The sequence below is a fragment of the Curtobacterium sp. HSID17257 genome, assembly GCF_003989515.1.
GTDB lineage: Bacteria > Actinomycetota > Actinomycetes > Actinomycetales > Microbacteriaceae > Curtobacterium.
The window spans coordinates 1-19181 of sequence record NZ_RBLU01000056.1 but is presented as its reverse complement, the minus strand read 5'-3'; the positions used below and the strand labels follow the sequence as shown (position 1 = coordinate 19181).

The following is a 19181-nucleotide window of genomic DNA, read 5'->3' as shown; positions in this document are numbered from 1 at the left end:
CCCGATGCTGACGAGCGGCGACACGAGCGCCGCGAGCCCGAACTGCAGGGCACCGAGCACCGCCGACGCGCTGCCGGCGACCCCGGGCACCGCACCGAGCGCCAGCGCGGTGGCGTTGCCGAGCACGAGGCCGAGCGACCCGACCGCGGTGAAGAGCGGCACCGCGAGCCAGAGGACGGGTGCCCCGGTCACGACGAGCAGCGCGAACGCCACGGCGGAGGCCGTCACCAGGACGATGCCCAACGTCAGCACGCCCTCGACCGAGCGGGTCGCGGTGAGCTTCGCCGACAGGATGCTGACGCCCATCAGCGCCAGTGCGTTCAGGCCGAAGGCCAGACCGTAGCCGACGGTGTCGAGCCCGAGCATGCCCTGGTACAGGAACGGCGACGCCGAGATGTACGCCATCATGACCGCGAACGCGAAGCCGAAGACCGCCGTGTAGCCGACGAAGGTGCGCGACCGCAGGGCTCGCAGCGGAGCGCCGGACGCCACGCGCTCGGCCCGGAGGGCGTCACGACGTGAGCGCAGGTGCGTCTCCCGGACGACGGCGAGCACGGCGACGAGCATCAGCACCGAGAGGCCGAGCACGATCGTCAGCAGTCCGCGCCACCCGATCGGTCCGGTGAGCAGCCCGCCGAGGAGCGGTGCCACGACGGGTGCGACCCCGCCGACGATCATCATGAGCGAGAAGGCGCGGGCGGCGGGCCTGCCGGTCGCCAGGTCGGAGATCACGGCGCGGCCGATCACCATGCCGGCTGCACCGCCGAGGCCCTGCAGCAGCCGGGCGACGATCAGCACCGCCACGTTCGGCGCGAGCACCGCTGCGGCGCTGGCGAGGACGCAGAGCGCTGCCCCGGCAAGGAGCGGGGGCACCCGGCCGAAGCGGTCCGACAGTGGTCCGAACACGAGCTGCCCCGCGGTCACGCCGACCAGGAACGCGGTCAGGGTGAGCTGCACGGTCGTGGCCGATGCGGACAGCTCCGTGGTCATCCGGGGGAACGCCGGCAGGTAGAGGTCGGTCGCGAAGGGGGCGACCGCGCTGAGCAGGCCGAGCACGAGCAGCAGGGGTGTCGTGATGCCCGTGGGGCGGGTGGAGGGCGTCGCCGTGGTGGCGCGGATGGATCCGGTGTCCGTCGTCATGGTTATGAAACCATAACTCATTGACCCAGGACGGTACAGTGACGGCATGGCACCAGCGGTCTCCGACGACGCCCTCGCCGAGTTCGCCGACGTCGTCCTGCGCATCGGCCGCGAGGTCGACCCGCACGGTCCGCACGCGCTCGACATCGTCCCGCTGACCGGCACCGAGGCGCTCGTGATGCGGTGGGTGCACCGGAACCCCGGTGCGTCCCCGAGTGCCGTGGCCGACGCCACGGCGCTGCAGCGCAGCAACTGCAGCGTCGCGCTCCGCTCCCTCGTCGCGAAGGGCATGGTCGAGCGCCGCACGGACCCGGACGACGCCCGGACCGTGCAGCTGCACCCCACCGCCCTCGCCCACGACAGCATCGCGCGGTTGCACGCGCACTGGGCGGGCCGGCTCCGCACCGCCCTCGGTGGCGACGAGGGCGGCCTCGGCGCCGCCGCCGACCTGCTGGCACGCATCGACGACGGCCTGCGACGCGGCTGACGACGGCCGGGAGGCGCGTGGCGGACCCGCCACGCGCCTCCCGGCCGACCCGTGGTGCGTCCCGACCCGACCCCGTGTGCCGTCCGGACGGGCTTGGTACCCTGGACGGACACAACAGCAAGCAGTGTGTATCTACCGGCCGTCGGCCCCACCGACGGACAGCGGCGGCACCCGATGGGCCCGCTGCCCGACAGGCCGGGCCCCAGAAGGCACACCCCCTCATGCTCCAACCCCGACGCTCCGACGCGTCCCTCGTCTCCCTCGCCGGCCGGTGGTACTTCCCGATCGCGTTCGTCGCCCGTCTGCCGTTCGCGATGATGGTCGTCGGTGTCCTCACCCTCGTCGTCGCGTCCCGTGACTCCGTCGCCCTCGGCGGCATCAACTCCGCGTTCGTCGGCATCGGCTCGGCGATCTTCGGGCCGCTCGTCGGTGCCGCAGCCGACCGCTTCGGTCAGCGCGCCGTCCTCGTGCCGGTCGGACTGGCGAACGCCGTGCTCCTCGGGGTCCTGCCGCTCGTCGTCGCGAGCACCGCGCCCGACCTCGCGGTCCTGGCGATGTCGTTCCTGATCGGTGCGACCGCGCCCCAGGTCGCGCCGATGTCCCGCACGCGGCTCGTCGCGATCATCCGGCAGCGCATGTCCGGGGCCCGACGGGACAAGGTGTTCAGCGGCACGATGGCGTACGAGTCCGCCGCGGACGAGACCGTCTTCATCGTCGGACCGTTCCTGGTCGGTCTGCTCGCGAGCACGATCGCGCCGTGGGTGGCCGTCGCAGGAGCCTCGGCGCTGACGTTCGTGTTCGTCACCGCCTTCGCCCTGCACCCGACCGGCGCCCTCGTCGTCGGCGGGCCGACGCAGGAGACGCGTGCCCCGGCCCGGCAGCTGCTCCGTCCGCGGCTCCTCGTGGTCGTCGTCGGGATCCTCGGCATCGGACTCTTCTTCGGGTCGACGCTGACCTCGCTGACGGCCTTCATGGAGCAGCAGGGCGAGGCGTCCCGCGCGGGCCTGCTCTACGGCGTGATGGGGATCGGGTCCGCGGCGCTCGCCCTCGGTTCGGCGGCGTTCCCGCAGCGGTTCGGCGTCGCCTGGCGTTGGCTCGTGTTCGGTGTCGTGCTGCTCGGCGGCGCGATCGCCTTCAGCCGGGCGGACTCCGTCGGGTCGGTCGTCCTCGTGCTCGGGATCATGGGCATCGGCATCGGTCCGACGCTCGTGGCGCAGTACAGCCTGGGGTCGGACCGGTCGCCCGTCGGACGCTCGGCGACGACGATGACGATCCTCGGTTCGGCGGTCATCGTCGGACAGTCGGTCGCGTCGGCCGTGGTCGGCGAGGTCGCGGAGCGGTTCGGGACCGGTGCTGCGATGGCGTTCCCCGCGTACGCCGCCGCGCTGGTCGTCGTCGCCGCCGTGGCGGACCTGCTGCTCGCTCGGCGCGCGGGCACCCCGGTCGCCGCGACCGCCTGAGACCCCAGCGCCGCGGGACGCCCGGTCGCCGACCGGTGCAGGCTGGACGGCATGCGCATCCTCGTCCTCGGTGGCACCGCCTGGCTCGGTCGGACCGTCGTGCAGTACGCCCTCGACGCCGGCCACGACGTGACGTGCGTCGCACGCGGCTCGGACGTCCCGACCGGCGCCCGACTCGTGCGGGCCGACCGGGACCGCGACGACGCCCTGACCGGGGTCGCCAGCGAGCGATGGGACGCGGTCGTCGACGTCTCCCGCACCCCGGAGCACGTCCGTCGCGCAGCCCGTGACCTCGAGCCCGTCGCCGATCGGTACGTCTTCGTGTCGACCGTGAGCGTCTACGCGTCCCAGGCCGAGCGCGGTGCCGACGAGCACGCCGCCGTGGTCGAGCCGTCCGACGACCCCGCCGAGTACGGCGCTGCAAAGGTGGCGTGCGAACGTGCGGTCCTCGACGCCTTCGGCTCCGAGCGCGCCTCGATCGCCCGGGCCGGACTCGTCGGCGGACCGGTCGACCACACCGGACGTTCCGGCTACTGGCCGTGGCGGTTCGCCCGCGCCGCGGCAAGCGGCCGTGCGGTGGTCGTCCCGGCGCGCACCGATCGGCCCACCTCGGTGATCGACGTCCGCGACCTCGCGGTCTGGCTCGTCGGAGCGGCCGAGGGCGGCCGAGCGGGCGTCCACGACGTCACCGGCGAGGTCGTCACGCTGGGGCAGCACCTCGAGGCAGCACGGGCCGCAGCGGCCGTGGACGTCCCGGTCGAGCCGCTGTCGGACGAGGTGCTCCTCGCGCGCGGGGTCGCACCGTGGGCGGGGGCGCGGTCCCTACCGCTGTGGATCCCCGACGACGACCACCAGGGCATGAACGACCGACCGGCAGACCGCGCACGTTCGGCTGGCCTGAGGTGGCGCCCACTCGCCGAGACGCTGGCGGACGTGCTCGCGTGGGAGCAGCTGCAACCGGTCCACCCGCACGGCGCAGGACTCTCGGACGACGACGAGGCTGCCGTCCGCGCTGCCGGGTGAGTCAGTCCTCGGTGTCGTCGACCAGCAGGTCCTCGTGCCGGTAGTCGTTCGACCGCAGCCCGGCACGGGCGATCATGTGCGTCGACACCGGCACCAGGAAGAGCTGGAACACGAGCACCGGCAGCACCACCCAGAACGCCGTCCAGGTCCACACCGCCACGACGACGGCGGCCAGGGCGAGCGCCAGGCCGAGCACCTGCGGCTTCGCCATCGCGTGCAGCCGGACGAGCGGGTCCCGGAAGCGCACGATCCCGACGGCGGCGCCGAGCGACAGCGCCGCAGCGACCAGCATCAACCCGAGGGCGATCCACGCACGGACGCCGGCACCGTCGACGAAGGACTCCAGGATCTCGATCACTTCGACTCCTCCTCGACGGCGTGCTCCGGCGTGGTCACGTCGATCCCCTCGTCGGACGGGTCCGACGACGGTGTGACGATCCGTGCGACGGCGATGGTCGCGAAGACGCTCGTCGCCGCGATGACGACCAGCACGGGTACGGCGGTGAGGTCGCGGCGGATCATCATGGCCGCGGCGATCACGACGAGCGCGGTGGTCAGCACCATGTCGGAACCGATCATCCGGTCGAGGATCGTCGGACCGCGGACGATCCGACCGACGGCCAGTGCGAGCGTGGCACCGAGCAGCACGAGCACGAGGGCGATCCCGACGGCCATGACGACGACCGCGGCGCTCACCGGGTCACCTCCCGCAGCGGCTCGGCGAGTTCGGAGACGTCCTGCTTCGACCCGATGGCGCGGATGACGAGCTCCTCGATGCGTGCGACGGTCCGTCGCTCCTGGCCGACCTGCTCGCGGCGCTCGGTGTCGAGCACGTGGATGAGCAGGCGTCGGCGGGGGAGGTCGACGTCGGCGACGTACGACCCGGGCACGAGGGAGATCGCCAGGGTGGCGAGCGTGAAGGTCATCTCCGACGTGGTGTGCAGCTGCACGAGGACGATCGAGCTCTGCCGGACGCCGCGCGGTCGGATCGCGGCCCAGGCCACCTTGAACGAGGCGACGACGACGTGCCCGGCCCACACCACCAGGAACCAGAGCGCGCGCGGCAGCGAGAACCGCTTCGACAGGGGGACCGGCGGCAGCGGGAGCAGCTGGGTCACGAGGAGCGCGACGACCACGCCGCACAGCAGCGTCAGGACGGTCCACGACCCCCACAGCAGCGCCCAGAGCACGGTCAGTCCGGCCACGAGCGGCACGTCGTACCGCCAGGCGACGGCGATCCGTCGGGCGTTGGTGATGCGGCGGGTGTCGCTCATCGGGGACCTCCGTCCGTGCTGCCCAGGACCGCCTGCACGTAGCGCGCCGGCGACTCCAGCGACTCGGCCGCGCGGGTCGCGTACCCGTAGAGCGGCCCGGCGACGACGGTCAGCGCGACCGACCCGAGGACCGCCACGGTCGTGACGGCGACGAGCATCCGCGGCAGCGGCGTGTGGACCGACGGCTCGACGGCCGGGGTCTGGCCGGTGGCCGGACGGGAGGCGCTGCTCGCGTGCGCCGCGTCGGTGACGGTGGTCGAGCCTCCCGGGTGGTACGCCTCGCCGGTCTCCTCGGAGACGGTCAGCGGCGCCGGTTCCGGCGATCGCAGGTGCGCGTGCGGCTCCGCCGTGCTGGCGTGCGGGGCAGCCGCCTCGGCGGCGGGCTTCGGCCGCCAGAACGCGGCGTCCCAGACGCGCATCAGCGCGTACAGGGTCAGGAGGCTCGTGACCACCCCGGCAGCGATCGTCACCCAGGCCATCGGGGAGCCGTCCTCGGCCGCGGCGCGGAACAGGCCGAGCTTGCCGATGAAGCCGGAGAACGGCGGTATCCCGCCGAGGTTGAACGCCGGCACCAGGTAGAGGGCCGCGAGGAGCGGAGCGGCCTTGAGCAGTCCGCCGAGCGACCGGGTCGAGGTCGTCCCGCCGACGCGTTCCATCACGCCCGACACCAGGAACAGCGTGGTCTGCACGACGATGTGGTGCACCGTGTAGAAGACGGCGGCGGCGGTGCCGACGACGGAACCCAGTCCGATCCCCATCACCATGAACCCGATGTGACTGATGAGCGTGAAGGACAGCAGCCGTTTCACGTCGGTCTGCGACACGGCCCCGAGCACGCCGACGATCATCGTGAGCACCGCCACGACGAGCAGGACGTCGTTGAGCTGCGGGCCCGGGAAGATGATCGTCTCGAGCCGGATGATCGCGTAGATGCCGACCTTCGTGAGCAGTCCGGCGAAGACCGCGGTGACCGGCGCCGGTGCGGTCGGGTAGGAGTCGGGCAGCCAGAAGGCGAGCGGGAACACCGCGGCCTTGATGCCGAAGGCGATGAGCAGCATCGTGTGGAGCAGGAGCTGCACGTGTTCGGGGAGCCCGGCGACGCGCTCCGAGATCTGCGCGATGTTCACGGTGCCGGTCGCGCCGTAGACCAGACCGATGGACGCGAGGAACAGCGCCGAGGCGATGAGGCTCGTGATGATGTACGTGGTGCCGGCGCGGACGCGCTGTTCGCTGCCGCCCAGGGTGATGAGCACGTAGCTCGCCACGAGGAGCATCTCGAACGCGACGTAGAGGTTGAAGAGGTCGCCGGCCAGGAACGCGTCGAGCACGCCCGCCGCGAGCACCAGGTAGGTCGGGTAGTAGATCGTGACGGGGGCGTCCTCGTCGTCGGCCGCGAGGCCCTGGCCGATCGAGAAGAGCAGCACGAGCAGGAGCACGCTCGCGCTCACCGTGAGGAGCAGGGCGCTCAGCCGGTCGACGACGAGGGAGATGCCGTACGGCGCCTGCCACCCGCCGACCTGCACGACGATGGTGCCGTGCTGGTCGACGAGCACCATGAGCGTGGCGGCGACGACCACGGCGACGGCGAGCACCGCGACCGTGATGGCGCGCTGGAGCTTCTGGTGCCGGAGCAGGCCGAGTGCGATGGCGGCGCCGAGCAGCGGGACGAGGACGAGCAGGGGGACGAGCCAGGTCATCGCGAGGCCTCCTCGTTCTGGACCGCTTCGGTGTCGGTGTCGATCTCGGGGTCGTCGTCCGCGGGGTCGTCGTCGCGGTCCTTGCCGATCGCGACGTCGGCCTCGTCGACCTCGACCTCGTCGGCGCGGGACAGCTTCCACGAGCGGTGGATGAGTGCGAGCAGGAACGCGCTCACCGCGAAGGTGATGACGATCGCGGTCAGGGCGAACGCCTGGGGGAGCGGGTCGGTGATGCCCTCGGACGAGCCGCCGATCGGGGGCTTGCCCGCGGCGCCGGACATGATGAGGAGCAGCAGGTTGAGCGAGTTGCCGAGCAGCAGGAAGCCGAGCAGCATCCGGGTCAGCGACCGCTCGAGCAGCAGGTACACGCCGCACGAGAACAGCACCGCCATCGCGATGACGAGGACCAGGGTGATGGTCATACGGCACTCCCCTCCGGGGTCGCGGCGGCGGCGTTGTCGTCGACGTCGCCCTCCGTGGTGTCGGTGATGCGTGCCCGCGAGTCCTCGAGGCGCTGTCGGTCGACCTCGGCCCCCAGGCTCCGGAGCACGTCGAGGACGAGCCCGACCACGACCAGGTAGACGCCGATGTCGAAGAACGTCGCGGTGACGAACTCCACGTGGCCGAGCACGGGGACGGTCGCCTCGAAGAACGCGGAGTACAGGGCCTCCTTCCCGAAGAACAGCGGGACGATCGCGGTCGTGGCCGCGGTCGCGACACCGAGTCCGAGCAGGCGTCCGGCACGGACCGGTGCGGCGGCGCCCAGCTCGGCGGGACCGCCGGCGAGGTACCGACCGGCCAGGGCGATGCCCGCGACCAGGCCGCCGGCGAACCCGCCGCCCGCCGCGTTGTGCCCGGCGAAGAGCAGGTAGAGCGAGAGCACGACGAGGCCGTGGAAGAGCAGCCGGACGACCACGTCGAGCAGCGCCGAGCGGCCGGTCGGGATCGCCGCACTCGTCGGCAGCCAGGCGCGGGGCTCGCCGTCCGGGCGGTGCTTGTCGCTCGTCACGCTCGCGGGCAGGTCGCGCAGTCGCGGCAGGGTGTCCTCGCGCGAGTCGAGGAAGATCAGGCTCGCGACACCCGTGGCCGCGGCGACGACGACGGTCAGCTCGCCGAGGGTGTCCCAGCCGCGCAGGTCGACCAGGGCGACGTTCACGACGTTCAGGCCGTGGCCGAAGGACTTCGTGAGCGCCGGGATGTCCGGCCAGATCGGGGTGCTGTTCCGTGCCGAGGCCGCGACGACCACGACGACGGCGAGGGTGGCTCCCGCGAGACCGGCGAACAGGGCCCGCACGATCCGGAAGCGCGACGGGTTGGCCGTGGCGATCCGCGGGGGGAGCCGGCGGAGCACCAGCACGAACGCGATGAGCGTGACGGTCTCGACCACGAGCTGGGTGAGCGCGAGGTCGACGGCACCGTGCAGGACGAAGAGCACGGACATCCCGTAGCCGGTGACGCCGACGAGCACCGCGGCGGCGAACCGGGTCTTCGCGGTCAGCACGGCGATCGCGGCGACGGCCATCACGGCGACGACCGGCACCTGGCCCCACGAGTCGGCGAAGCGCACGCGGAACACCCACGGGCCGCCGAGCACGAGGTTCGCCAGCGCACCGGCGACGAACACCGACAAGATCACGGTCAGGTAGTAGGGGAGCGACCCGCGCTGGACGCCGGCGGTGAGCCCGGTCGCCAGGCGGTCGAGCCCACGCATGGTCTTCCGGTAGGTGTCCGCCGCGCTCGGCGACCCGGAGAGCCGGTGCTGCACGGCCTCCACCCGGCGTCGTGCGAGGAACAGGAGGACACCGCCGACGAGGGTGATCGCGGAGAGGCCGAGTGCGGGCTCGAGCCCGTGCCAGAGCGCCAGGTGCGGGACCTCGCCCTCGGGCAGTGCGGCCGCGGTGGCGGCGGGCTCGATGCCGTGCGCGACGACGGGGGTGAGCACGCCCAGCGCGAGGCCGGCGACGGCGAGGACGGACGGCACGACACCCAGCCCGTGCAGGCCGTGTGCCTCGGTGTCCGGCACGCCGGGCTTCCGGGCGAAGGTGCCCCAGAGGAACCGGAGCGAGTACGCGACGGTGAGCACCGAGCCGAGGGTCACCCCGACGAGCGCGATCCACGCCCAGGCGGCCTGCGGCCCGTGCAGCTCCTCGAGGAAGCCGGTCAGGACGGCCTCCTTCGCGACGAACCCGATCGTCGGCGGGATGCCCGCCATCGACGCGAGCGCGAGGACGGCCACGACGACCAGCCAGGGCAGCTTCCGCCCGAGTCCGCTGAGCTTCCGCAGGTCGCGGGTGCCCGTCACGTGGTCGACCGCACCGACGACCAGGAACAGCGTGGACTTGAAGGTGGCGTGGGCGACGAGCAGCGCGACCCCGCCCAGGGCGACGGCCGGTGCGCCCCAGCCCGCGGCGAGCACGAGGAAGCCGAGCTGGGCGACCGTGCCGTAGGCGAGCAGCAGCTTGACGTCGGTCTGCCGCAGCGCGCGGTATCCGCCGATCAGCATGCCGAGCACGCCGAGCACCGTGATCGTCTCGCGCCAGCCGGTCAGCAGCGCGAACGCTGGGGCCAGCCGCGCGACCAGGTAGATGCCGGCCTTGACCATCGCGGCGGCGTGCAGGTAGGCGCTGACCGGGGTCGGCGCGGCCATCGCTGCCGGGAGCCAGAAGTGGAAGGGGACGATCGCCGACTTCGTCAGCGCGCCGAGGAGCACGAGGACGACCGCGACGGGCACGAGCGGCCCGGGACGGTCGACGAGCTCCGGCGCCTGCGCGATGATCCCCGACAGGCTCGTGGTGCCCGCGGTGACCGACAGGGCGACCAGTCCGGCGAGCATCGCCAGGCCGCCGGCGGTCGTCACGACGAGGGCCTGCATGGCGGCGGCCCGGCTCGCGCGCTTGTCGGCGTCCTGCCCGATGAGCAGGTACGAGAAGACCGTCGTGGCCTCCCACAGCACGAAGAGCACGATCACGTCGTCAGCGACGACCAGGCCGTACATCGACCCGGCGAACGCGGTCAGGACGGACGCGAACCGGCCCAGTCCGGGCTCGTCCCGCTCGAAGTACGACGCGCAGTAGACGAGTACGAGCGCCCCGACGACGGACACGACCAGGGCGAGGACCCACGACAGGGCGTCCATCCGCAGGGACAGTGCCAGGTCCAGCTCCGGGATCCACTGCCACCGACTCGTGACCCCGCCGTGGAGGGCGGCATCGGTCTGCGCGACGGTCAGCACCGCGGCGGCGGCCGGAGCGAGGGCGGCGACGTAGAACACGCGTCGCCCCATCAACGGGGTCAGGGCGGGGACGATCAGGGCGACGATCGCGAACGCGACGAGGACGGAGACCATCGGGCACCTCCTCGGGGTCGGGCTGCAGTCCGGCTCACTGGGCCCTCACAGACTACGGAGAGGCGGATGGCAACTTCCTGAACGACCGGACAGCTGGCGCGAGCGCTCCCTCCACTCTGCTCCGCGCCGGAGCAGTGCGCGCGGGCTCGACCTCAGCGACCGTGCGCGCGCGCCGGGACCTGTGTCGCGAGCTTGCCGCCGGACACGTCGAGGAGTGTGCCCGTGATGTACGCGGACGCGTCGCTCGCCAGGAAGACCAGCAGGTCGGCGACGTCGTCCGGCGTCTCCCACCGCCGGAGCGACAGCGTGTCGAGGAGTCGGTCCTGGTCGGCCTGCGGCATCCCGGCGAACCCGTTCATCGCGGTCGGCACCATCCCGGGGGCGTAGGCGTTCACGGTGATGCCCCACGGGCCGAGCTCCGACGCGAGCACCCGCGTGAACGAGACGACCGCGGCCTTCGACGCCGCGTAGGCCGCGCTCCCGACGCTCGGCACGATCGCCGCGAACGACGCCGCGTTGACGATCCGCCCGCGTCCGGCCGCCTGCATCACCGGCGCGACCGCCTGGCTGACCAGGAAGGTGCCGCCGAGGTTGACGTCCATGCAGCGCCGCCACTCGTCCCACCCGAGCTCGGCGACGGTCCCGGTGACGTTGATGCCGGCGTTGTTGACGAGCACGTCGACGGTGCCGTGTCGGCGCACGACCTCGTCCACGGCGTCGCGGACGGAGCCCGGGTCGGCGACGTTGCACACGACCCGGTCGACGCCGTCCCCACCGTCGTCGTCGAAGGCGAGGTCGAACGCGACGACGCGGCACCCCTCGGCGGCGAAGCGCGCGGCCAGGGTCCGGCCGATCCCCCGACCGGCTCCGGTGACGACCACCACGCGGTCGGTCAGGTCGAGGTGCATCGTCGCTCCCGTCGTCGGTCTGCTCCGGCAACGGAGGGCGCCCGTGCCGTGGATCGTCGTACTGTTCGAGTATGACGGCGAAGGTGCTCTGGGTCACGGGTGGCGGCAGCGGGATGGGGGCGGCGAGCGCGGTCGCCGCGGCCCGCGACGGGTGGACGGTGGTGCTCAGCGGTCGACGCCCGGACCGGCTCGAGCAGGTCGCGGACGAGGTCAGGGCGGTCGGCGGGACGGCGGAGGTGCTGCCGCTCGACGTGACCGACGCCGACGCCGTGTCCGCCGCGCGTGGTGCCGTGCTCGACCGGCACGGCCGTGTCGACGGCCTGGTGCTGGCGGCGGGGCTGAACACGCCGGCGCGGCGCTGGGACGACCAGTCGCTCGCCGACGTCCGTGCCGTCCTCGCCACGAACACGACGGCGGTGGTGACGGTCGTCGACGCGGCGCTCCCGGCGCTCCGGGAGTCGGGCGGCGTGGTCGTGGTGGTGTCGTCCTACGCGGGCTGGTCCTTCCAGCCCGGGGCCGGCGTCGCGTACTCGGCGAGCAAGACCGCCCTGGGGTCGATCGTCCGGACACTGAACCAGCAGGAGGCCGAGCACGGGGTGCGCGCCACCCACCTGTGCCCGGGCGACGTCGCCACGGACTTCCTCGACCAGCGACCCGAGGTCCCCGACGCGGCGGCGCGCGCCCGGATGCTGCAGCCGGAGGACGTCGGCCGGACCGTCGCCTTCGTGCTCGGACAGCCCGCGCACGTGAGGATCGACGAGCTGGTCCTGTCGCCCGTCGCGCAGCGGTGACCAGCGCCTCCGGCCGGGTGCTCGAGGGGATCGGTGCCGCCGTCGTCGGCGGCACCTCCGCCCCGGCGAGCCGCCTCAGCACCGATGACCTGGTGGCGTGGTCGGGCGCGAGCCGCAGCATCGTGCGCCGTACCGAGCACCGACCGGGGCACGACCTGGGATGATCGAGTCCGGCGTGCCCGCGCCGACGGAGGTGACCGGTGAACGCAGCACAGGAGATGGTGCTCCAGCTCGTCGGCACGCCCTGGGCCTTCCTCGTCGTCGGGCTCGTGCTCGCCGCGGGCAGCGTCGCGGTCTTCCTCCCGAGCCAGGCACTCGTCGTGGCCGTCGGCACCCTGCTGGTCGGGGGTGACGGCGGACTCCTGCCGGTCCTCGTCCTCGTCGTCGCGGCGACGGTCGGCATGGTGCTCGGCGACGTCGCACTGTGGCACCTCGCACGGACGGTCGACCTCGGCTCGCGCTCGTGGTTCAGCCGCCCGAAGGTCCGGAAGGCGCGGGAGTCGATCGACGCCCGGTACCGCAAGGCCCCGGGGCGGATCGCCGTCCTCGGTCGGTTCATCCCGATGGGCCGGCTCACCACGAACCTGGTCGGTGCCGACAGCGGCCTCGACCTCCGGCGCTTCCTCGTCACCTGTCTCGTCGCCGACGTGGTCTGGGCGGCGTACTGCGTCGGCATCGCCGCGGCCACCGGGAGCTGGAGTCGCGACCAGCCCTTCCTCGTGACGACCCTCGCGGTCGTGGCGTCGATCATGCTCGGCCTCGGGATCTCCGCGGTCGAGAAGGCCCTGCGTCGCCGCGCCGAGGCCGCTGCACCCGCCTGACGTCGTAGCGTGGAGGGCACCGTCCGGAGGAGGACACGTGCCGAGCCTGACCGAACTCGTCCCCGACCCCGACGCGCTCGAGCGGATCGCCACGGGCAGCACCTGGGCCGAGGGGCCGTGCTGGATCCCGTCGACCCGCACGGTGCGGTGGTCGGACATCCCGGGTGACCGGATCCTCCAGTGGCACCAGCAGTCCGGCGAGACGACCGTGTACGCGTCGGGCGTCGAGTACACGAACGGCCGGACCCTCGACCGTGACGGTTCCGTCGTGCAGTGCTCACACGGTCGGCGACGGGTCGAGCGTGACCGGGACGGCGTGGTCAGCGCGGTCGTCGACGGCTGGGCGGACGCGCGGCTGAACTCGCCGAACGACGTCGTGGTCACCCGGGACGGTGCGATCTGGTTCACCGACCCGGCGTACGGCATCACGCAGCCGCGCGAGGGGCACCCGGGGGAGCGGGAGTACGGCGACCACTGGGTGTTCCGCTGCGGTCCGGACGGCGGAGACCTGCGCCCCGTGGTGCTCGACGTCGACGAGCCGAACGGCCTCGCCTTCTCGCCCGACGAGCGCTTGCTGTACGTGGCGAGCTCCTCGTCGGAGGAACCGGTCGTCCGCGCCTACGACGTCGACGAGGCGAGGGTGAAGAACGGTCGTGTGTTCGCCCGGCTCGACGAGGGAGAGGGTGTGCCGGACGGCATCCGGGTCGACGCCCACGGCAACGTGTGGTCGTCGACGCACCGGGGTGTGACGGTGTTCGCGCCCGACGGCGACCGCATCGGCGACGTCCCGGTCCCCGAGGTCGTGGCCAACCTGTGCTTCGGCGGCGACGACGGCACCACCCTGTTCGTCACCGCGACGACCTCGCTCTACCGCATCGCGACCACGACGAGGGACGCGGCTGCCGTATCCTGACCCGGCCATGCAGTGCGACTACTTCGACCGGGGGGTGTGCCGGTCGTGCACGCTCATGGGCCAGCCCTACGGCGACCAGGTGCTCGACAAGGAGATCCGCACGCGCGAACTCCTGCGCGACGCCGTCGATGCTGCCGGGGGCACGGGGTCGGTCGAGTGGCTGCCGGCGATCACCAGCCCGGAGTCCGGCTACCGCAACAAGGCGAAGATGGTCGTCGGCGGGACGGTGCAGCGCCCCACGGTGGGGATCCTGGACCACCGGCAGCGCGGCGTGGACCTGCGGCGCTGCGGCATCTGCACGCCGGGCATCCAGCGGGCGCTCCCGGTCCTGGCGGACTTCGTCGCCGACGCCGGGCTGATCCCGTACGACGTCGCGGCCCGTCGGGGCGAGCTCAAGTTCGTGCTCGTGACCGAGTCCCCGGACGGCGAGCTCATGGTGCGCTTCGTGCTGCGCTCCGAGGGGCAGCTGCCACGACTGCGTGAGCGCCTCGACGACCTGCGGCGGGTGCTGCCCGAGGCGGTCGTGGTCACCGCGAACCTGCTCCCGGAGCACAAGGCCGTCACCGAGGGGGACCGCGAGGTGGTGCTGACCGACCAGGAGACGCTGCCGATGCGCTTCGGCTCGATCACGATGCACCTGCGACCGCAGAGCTTCTTCCAGACGAACACGAGCGTCGCGCGTCAGCTGTACGACCAGACGTCGGCGTGGATCGACGAGGTCGGGCCGGCCTCGATGTGGGACCTCTACTGCGGTGTCGGTGGCTTCGCCCTGCACGCAGCGCGCCCGGGCCGTGCCGTCACGGGCATCGAGACGAGTCGTGAGGCCATCCGTTCCGCGAAGCAGTCCGCCCGCGAGGCCGGACTGACCGACGTCCGCTTCGCCGCCGACGACGCGACCGAGCACGCCCTCCGCGCACGGTCCGACGCGCTGCCCGAGCTGGTCGTCGTGAACCCGCCGCGCCGGGGGATCGGCGAGACGCTCGCGACGTGGCTCGAGGAGTCCGACGTCGAGCACGTCGTCTACTCGAGCTGCAACCCGGTCACCCTCGCGAAGGACCTCGCGCGCATGCCGTCGCTCCGCCTGCGGCGGGCGCGCGTGCTCGACATGTTCCCGCAGACCGGTCACCTGGAGGCCGTGACGCTGCTGTCCAGGCGATGACCAGGACGCGACCAGGCGGCGGTCGGGAGGCTCGCTGCCAGGCCGCCACGGGCCTCCCGTTCGCAGCATTGCCAGGAAACTGCCAAGGTCGCGTACCCGGGTACAGACGGATCTGCATGCCCATGGTGATCGAGGCACTCAGGAAGTCCGGTGGGGGACATAGCACTCACGGGTAGAACTCATTGTCTCGGTTTGATAACAGTCGCGAATTTCCTATGGTTGCCGACCAGCGCCACCGGCACGAGACCACTGCCCCCGGCGGCGCACCCCACGACATGACCGCGATCGGTCGGGACGGGCAGTGGCGACCGGGTCCGCTCAGGCGGGCTCCAGGTCCGTGGTCCCGGTGGAGCGATCAACCATGAAGAAGCTTTCCCGTACCCGCACCATCGTCGGTGGCCTGGCCTTCGCCGGCATCGCCGCGACCGGTGTCGGCCTCGCGGCAGCACCCGCGAACGCTGCGTCCGGCTCGACCTGGGACGCCCTCGCGCAGTGCGAGTCCGGCGGCAACTGGGCCATCAACACCGGCAACGGCTACTACGGCGGCCTGCAGTTCAACCTCGGCACCTGGCAGGCGAACGGTGGCTCCGGCAACCCGGCGTCCGCGAGCCGCGAGGCCCAGATCGCCGTGGCCGAGCGCGTCCTCGCCTCGCAGGGGTGGGGCGCCTGGCCGGCCTGCTCCGCGAAGCTCGGTCTGAGCGGTACCACGGGTGCGGCTCCGCAGGCCGCGGCCCCCGCCGCACCGCAGCAGCAGGCCGCGCCGCAGCAGGCGGCGCCGAAGGCGACCACGCAGGCCGCTCCGAAGGCAGTCGCGCCGGCCGCTCCGAAGGCGGCCGTGTCGAGCAAGCCCGCCGCCGTGCCGACCAGCGGGAAGACGTACACGATCCAGTCGGGCGACACGCTCGACACGATCGCGACGAAGCTGAACATCGACGGCGGCTACATGAAGCTCTGGGCCGCGAACACGTCGACCATCGACGATGCGAACCTGATCTACGCCGGCCAGGAGCTCCAGCTCCCCGCCTGATCGACCTCCGATCCGACACGAGACCCCCGTGGCACACGCGCCACGGGGGTCTCGTGCTGTCCGGAACCGTCCGGCGGAACGCTTCAGCGCGGCCGGTCGTCGAGCCACCGCTGCAGGTCGTCCGACCGCAGCGCGGTGGAGATCGCGGCGCGGTCGTGCTCGTCGAGACTGACGAAGGACTGGCCGTCGGGGGTGGTCCCGCCGCCCGCGGTCGGCATCGTGAACGTGACGAGGTCGTCCGGCCCGATCCCGCGCAACGACCACCCGAGGCGGGCGATCACCGCGGCGTCGAGGCCGGGGTCGACCGCCAGGTGAGCGCTCGTCGCGGTGACGAACTCCTGCAGCCGGCCCGGGTTCGTCAGGGTGCCGCGGGAGACGACCTGGTCGAGGACCCCGCGCAGGAACGCCTGCTGGTTCCGGACGCGGGTGTGGTCGGCGTCGGCGAAGGCGTACCGCTCCCGCACGAACGCCAGGGCCTGCTCGCCGTCGAGGCGGTTCGCGCCGCGGACGAACCGGTGGCCCCTCGCCGTGAAGTCCTGCGGGGACTGCACCGTCACCCCGCCGAGCGCATCCGTCATGTCCGCGAACCCGGCGAGGTCGACCTCGGCCACGTGGTCGATCCGCACGTCGAGCAGCTGCTCCACCGTCTGCACCGTGAGCGGGACGCCGCCCCAGGAGTACGCGGCGTTGATCTTCGCCGGGCCGTGACCGGGGACGTCGACCCACGAGTCGCGCATGATCGACATGAGGTACACGTGCTCACGGTCCGCGGGCACGTGGGCCAGCATCAGCGTGTCCGATCGCCCGCCGGCAGCACGGTCATCGTCGGCGTCGAGGCCGGCGCGGGAGTCGGAGCCGATGAGCAGGACGTTCACGGCGTCGCCGGAGGGTGCGGGGCGGGCGCCGGCGGGGAACGGGTCGGCGATCGCTTCGGCGTGGGTGTCGAAGCTCCGCGCAAGGCTCCCGACGAAGGCTGCTGCGACGACCGCGAGCACGGTGGCGACGCCGACGAGGGCGCCGACGGTGGCGAGCAGCGCGACGAGCACCGGGTGCTTCCGCCGAGTGGTCGACCGGGTGTGCTTCGTGGCCGCTCTGGCTTCGGCTGCTGCTGCCTCCGCCGCGGCTCGGGCAGCACGACGCTCGGACATCGGGACTCCTGCGGGTCAGGTCGGCCCTGTGCCGACCGGAGGAGTCTACTACATCTGGTATTTCAGTGCCACGAGCGGTGGAGGACGGCGGTCAGGCGTCGCCGCAGCTCGACGTCCTCGGGCAGGACCTCGCGCTCGATGTGCTGCGCGGTCTCCCATGCTCGGCGGCCCTCGTCGGTGACGGACACCACGCGGCGCCGTCGGTCCTCGGGGTGGGACGTCCGCTCGACCAGGCCGTCCCGCTCTGCTCGCTCGAGGGTCCGCGACATGGTCTGGGGCTGCACGCGCGCGGTCCTGGCGATCGTGTCGGCTCCGGTCGGGCCGGTCCGCAGCAGGATGTCGATCGCGACGAGGGCGGCGTGGGTCAGCCCGACCGCCCGCAGTCGCTCGTCCCACTCGCGCTCGACGGCACGTGCGGCGGCGGAGAGCAGGCGTCCGAGGGGCCACTGCTCCGCGGGTTCGTGCATGGTGGGAGTCTACGGCCGGACCTCGCGCGCACCGCTCGGGACGAGATCGTCAGCATGCTGATGATCGGTGTACGCTCGCCGTCGTGCCCCGGTTCCTGCGCGTCGTCCTGCCCGCCCTCGTCATCCTCGTCTGGCTCGTCGTGGCCGGGGTGGGCGGCCCCGTCTTCGGGAAGATCTCCGAGGTCGCCACGAACGACCAGACGTCGTTCCTGCCGGCATCGGCCGACGCGACGAAGGTGCAGGAGCGCGCCGAGGAGTTCCGACAGGCATCGGGAGCGCCCGCGATCGTCGTGCTCGAGCGCGACGGCGGCCTGACCCGCGACGACCTCGCGACGGCCACCCGGATCGCCGAGACCCTCGACCAGCGCGACGACGTGCAGGGCACGAGCCCGGTGATCCCGAGCGAGGACGGCGACGCGGCCGAGATCGTCGCGACGCTGACCGAGGACGCGGACACCGGCGACGCGGTCACGGCGATCCGGGGCGCGGTGGACGACGCGCTGCCCTCCGGCGTGGCCGGGTACGTCACCGGCCCGGCGGGCTTCACCGCCGACCTGACCGAGGCGTTCGCGGGCATCGACGGCCTGCTGCTCGGGGTGGCGCTCGCCGCGGTGTTCGTCATCCTGGTCGTGGTCTACCGCTCGCCGCTGCTGCCGTTCCTGGTGCTCGGCACGGCCACCTTCGCCCTGTGTGCCTCGATCCTCGTCGTGTACGCGCTGGCGAAGGCGGGCGTGGTGACCGTCAACGGGCAGGTGCAGGGCATCCTGTCGATCCTGGTGATCGGTGCGGCGACGGACTACGCGCTCCTCTACACGGCGCGCTACCGCGAGGCGCTACGCGAGCACCGCACCGGCTGGGAGGCGACGCGGGCCGCACTCCGCGGAGCGTTCGAGCCGATCGTCGCCTCGGGCGGCACCGTCATCGTCGGGGTGCTCTGCCTGCTCCTGTCGGACCTGAACTCGAACAAGGCGCTCGGCCCGGTCGCGGCGATCGGGATCGCCTTCAGCCTGCTCGCCGCCCTCACCCTGCTGCCCGCCCTGCTGCTGGCGTTCCGCCGGGCGGCGTTCTGGCCCCTGCGACCGACCTTCGGTTCCGGCGGTCGTCCGACCACCGGTCCGGAGGCGACCGGGCTCTGGGCACGGATCGGGCGCCTCGTCGCGCGCCGGTCCCGCACGGTCTGGATCGTCTGCACGGTCGCGCTCCTGGCGATGGGCAGCGGTCTGATCGGGCTCCGGGCCGACGGCGTCCCGCAGAGCGACCTCGTGATCGGTGCGTCCCAGGCCCGGGACGGTCAGCGGGTCCTCGCCGACCACTTCCCCGGCGGATCGGGGAGCCCGGCGCAGGTCGTCGGTGCGGAGCGCGACCTGGACGCCCTCGTCGACGCCGTCCGCTCGGTCCGTGGGGTCGACGGGGTGGTCGCCGCCTCGACCGACTCACCGTCGGGCACGGTCCCCGTCAGCGGGGGAGTCGCCGGCACGGGAGCCGCCGGTGCGGACGCCGCCGCCGGGAGCGCCACGGGA

The 19181-nt window shown here is 72.7% G+C and carries 20 protein-coding genes; 10 read left to right on the top strand and 10 right to left on the bottom strand.

The window, feature by feature from the left end:
• A partial coding sequence (locus D8M35_RS10170; protein ID WP_126891756.1) for a multidrug effflux MFS transporter occupies positions 1-1140 on the bottom strand: 1140 nt, incomplete at its 3' end.
• A 46-nt stretch (positions 1141-1186) separates the two neighbouring features.
• Between D8M35_RS10170 and D8M35_RS10165 the strand changes: the two genes are divergently transcribed.
• The 3 genes from D8M35_RS10165 to D8M35_RS10155 all read left to right on the top strand — a co-directional run bounded on the left by D8M35_RS10165 (position 1187) and on the right by D8M35_RS10155 (position 4110).
• On the top strand, positions 1187-1627 hold the full coding sequence (locus tag D8M35_RS10165) for a MarR family winged helix-turn-helix transcriptional regulator (protein WP_126891755.1): 441 nt from the start codon (positions 1187-1189) through the stop codon (positions 1625-1627).
• 221 nt (positions 1628-1848) lie between these two features.
• The gene (locus D8M35_RS10160; RefSeq protein WP_126891754.1) at positions 1849-3087 is read left to right on the top strand and encodes an MFS transporter; all 1239 of its coding nucleotides are present in this window, start codon (positions 1849-1851) and stop codon (positions 3085-3087) included.
• A gap of 51 nt (positions 3088-3138) precedes the next feature.
• Positions 3139-4110, top strand: coding sequence for an NAD-dependent epimerase/dehydratase family protein (locus tag D8M35_RS10155; RefSeq protein ID WP_126891753.1), 972 nt, complete (start codon positions 3139-3141; stop codon positions 4108-4110).
• Between the two features lies 1 nt (position 4111).
• Here D8M35_RS10155 and D8M35_RS10150 read toward each other — a convergent pair whose 3' ends face one another.
• The 7 genes from D8M35_RS10150 to D8M35_RS10120 form a co-directional block, all read right to left on the bottom strand.
• Positions 4112-4468 carry a monovalent cation/H(+) antiporter subunit G gene (locus D8M35_RS10150; protein ID WP_126891752.1) on the bottom strand — a complete coding sequence of 119 codons (357 nt, stop codon included), beginning with the start codon at positions 4466-4468 and terminating at the stop codon, positions 4112-4114.
• On the bottom strand, positions 4465-4806 hold the full coding sequence (locus D8M35_RS10145; RefSeq protein ID WP_126891751.1) for a sodium:proton antiporter: 342 nt from the start codon (positions 4804-4806) through the stop codon (positions 4465-4467). The genes D8M35_RS10150 and D8M35_RS10145 overlap by 4 nt, the downstream gene beginning before the upstream one ends.
• On the bottom strand, positions 4803-5384 hold the full coding sequence (locus tag D8M35_RS10140; RefSeq protein ID WP_126891750.1) for a Na+/H+ antiporter subunit E: 582 nt from the start codon (positions 5382-5384) through the stop codon (positions 4803-4805). The genes D8M35_RS10145 and D8M35_RS10140 overlap by 4 nt, the downstream gene beginning before the upstream one ends.
• Positions 5381-7081: a Na+/H+ antiporter subunit D gene (locus tag D8M35_RS10135; protein WP_126891749.1), complete on the bottom strand. Its 1701-nt coding sequence runs from the start codon at positions 7079-7081 to the stop codon at positions 5381-5383. The genes D8M35_RS10140 and D8M35_RS10135 overlap by 4 nt, the downstream gene beginning before the upstream one ends.
• A complete protein-coding gene (locus D8M35_RS10130; protein WP_126891748.1) occupies positions 7078-7503 on the bottom strand; it encodes a Na(+)/H(+) antiporter subunit C in 426 nt (141 codons plus the stop codon). The genes D8M35_RS10135 and D8M35_RS10130 overlap by 4 nt, the downstream gene beginning before the upstream one ends.
• Positions 7500-10427, bottom strand: coding sequence for a Na+/H+ antiporter subunit A (locus D8M35_RS10125; RefSeq protein WP_126891747.1), 2928 nt, complete (start codon positions 10425-10427; stop codon positions 7500-7502). The genes D8M35_RS10130 and D8M35_RS10125 overlap by 4 nt, the downstream gene beginning before the upstream one ends.
• 152 nt (positions 10428-10579) lie before the next feature.
• On the bottom strand, positions 10580-11335 hold the full coding sequence (locus D8M35_RS10120; protein WP_126891746.1) for an SDR family NAD(P)-dependent oxidoreductase: 756 nt from the start codon (positions 11333-11335) through the stop codon (positions 10580-10582).
• 71 nt (positions 11336-11406) lie between these two features.
• Between D8M35_RS10120 and D8M35_RS10115 the strand changes: the two genes are divergently transcribed.
• The 6 genes from D8M35_RS10115 to D8M35_RS17210 all read left to right on the top strand — a co-directional run bounded on the left by D8M35_RS10115 (position 11407) and on the right by D8M35_RS17210 (position 16046).
• Positions 11407-12126 (top strand): SDR family oxidoreductase, encoded by a 720-nt coding sequence (locus tag D8M35_RS10115; RefSeq protein WP_126891745.1) that lies wholly within the window; start codon positions 11407-11409, stop codon positions 12124-12126.
• A complete protein-coding gene (locus tag D8M35_RS16410; protein WP_153257443.1) occupies positions 12123-12290 on the top strand; it encodes a hypothetical protein in 168 nt (55 codons plus the stop codon). The genes D8M35_RS10115 and D8M35_RS16410 overlap by 4 nt, the downstream gene beginning before the upstream one ends.
• Positions 12291-12326: 36 nt before the next feature.
• Positions 12327-12947 (top strand): DedA family protein, encoded by a 621-nt coding sequence (locus tag D8M35_RS10110; RefSeq protein ID WP_126891744.1) that lies wholly within the window; start codon positions 12327-12329, stop codon positions 12945-12947.
• Positions 12948-12984: 37 nt separating this feature from the next.
• Positions 12985-13860, top strand: coding sequence for an SMP-30/gluconolactonase/LRE family protein (locus tag D8M35_RS10105; RefSeq protein WP_342342915.1), 876 nt, complete (start codon positions 12985-12987; stop codon positions 13858-13860).
• A 7-nt stretch (positions 13861-13867) separates the two neighbouring features.
• On the top strand, positions 13868-15019 hold the full coding sequence (rlmC, locus tag D8M35_RS10100; protein ID WP_126891743.1) for a 23S rRNA (uracil(747)-C(5))-methyltransferase RlmC: 1152 nt from the start codon (positions 13868-13870) through the stop codon (positions 15017-15019).
• Between the two features lie 361 nt (positions 15020-15380).
• Positions 15381-16046 carry a transglycosylase family protein gene (locus D8M35_RS17210; RefSeq protein WP_126891742.1) on the top strand — a complete coding sequence of 222 codons (666 nt, stop codon included), beginning with the start codon at positions 15381-15383 and terminating at the stop codon, positions 16044-16046.
• Positions 16047-16129: 83 nt separating this feature from the next.
• On the opposite strand, the gene D8M35_RS10090 is transcribed toward D8M35_RS17210, so the two are convergent.
• Both D8M35_RS10090 and D8M35_RS10085 read right to left on the bottom strand, forming a co-directional pair.
• Positions 16130-17194, bottom strand: coding sequence for an LCP family protein (locus D8M35_RS10090; protein ID WP_126891741.1), 1065 nt, complete (start codon positions 17192-17194; stop codon positions 16130-16132).
• Positions 17195-17256: 62 nt separating this feature from the next.
• Complete coding sequence (locus D8M35_RS10085) at positions 17257-17661, bottom strand: MarR family winged helix-turn-helix transcriptional regulator (RefSeq protein WP_126891740.1); 405 nt, start codon at positions 17659-17661, stop codon at positions 17257-17259.
• A gap of 83 nt (positions 17662-17744) precedes the next feature.
• Here D8M35_RS10085 and D8M35_RS10080 point away from each other — a divergent pair.
• A partial coding sequence (locus tag D8M35_RS10080) for an efflux RND transporter permease subunit (protein WP_148113352.1) occupies positions 17745-19181 on the top strand: 1437 nt, incomplete at its 3' end.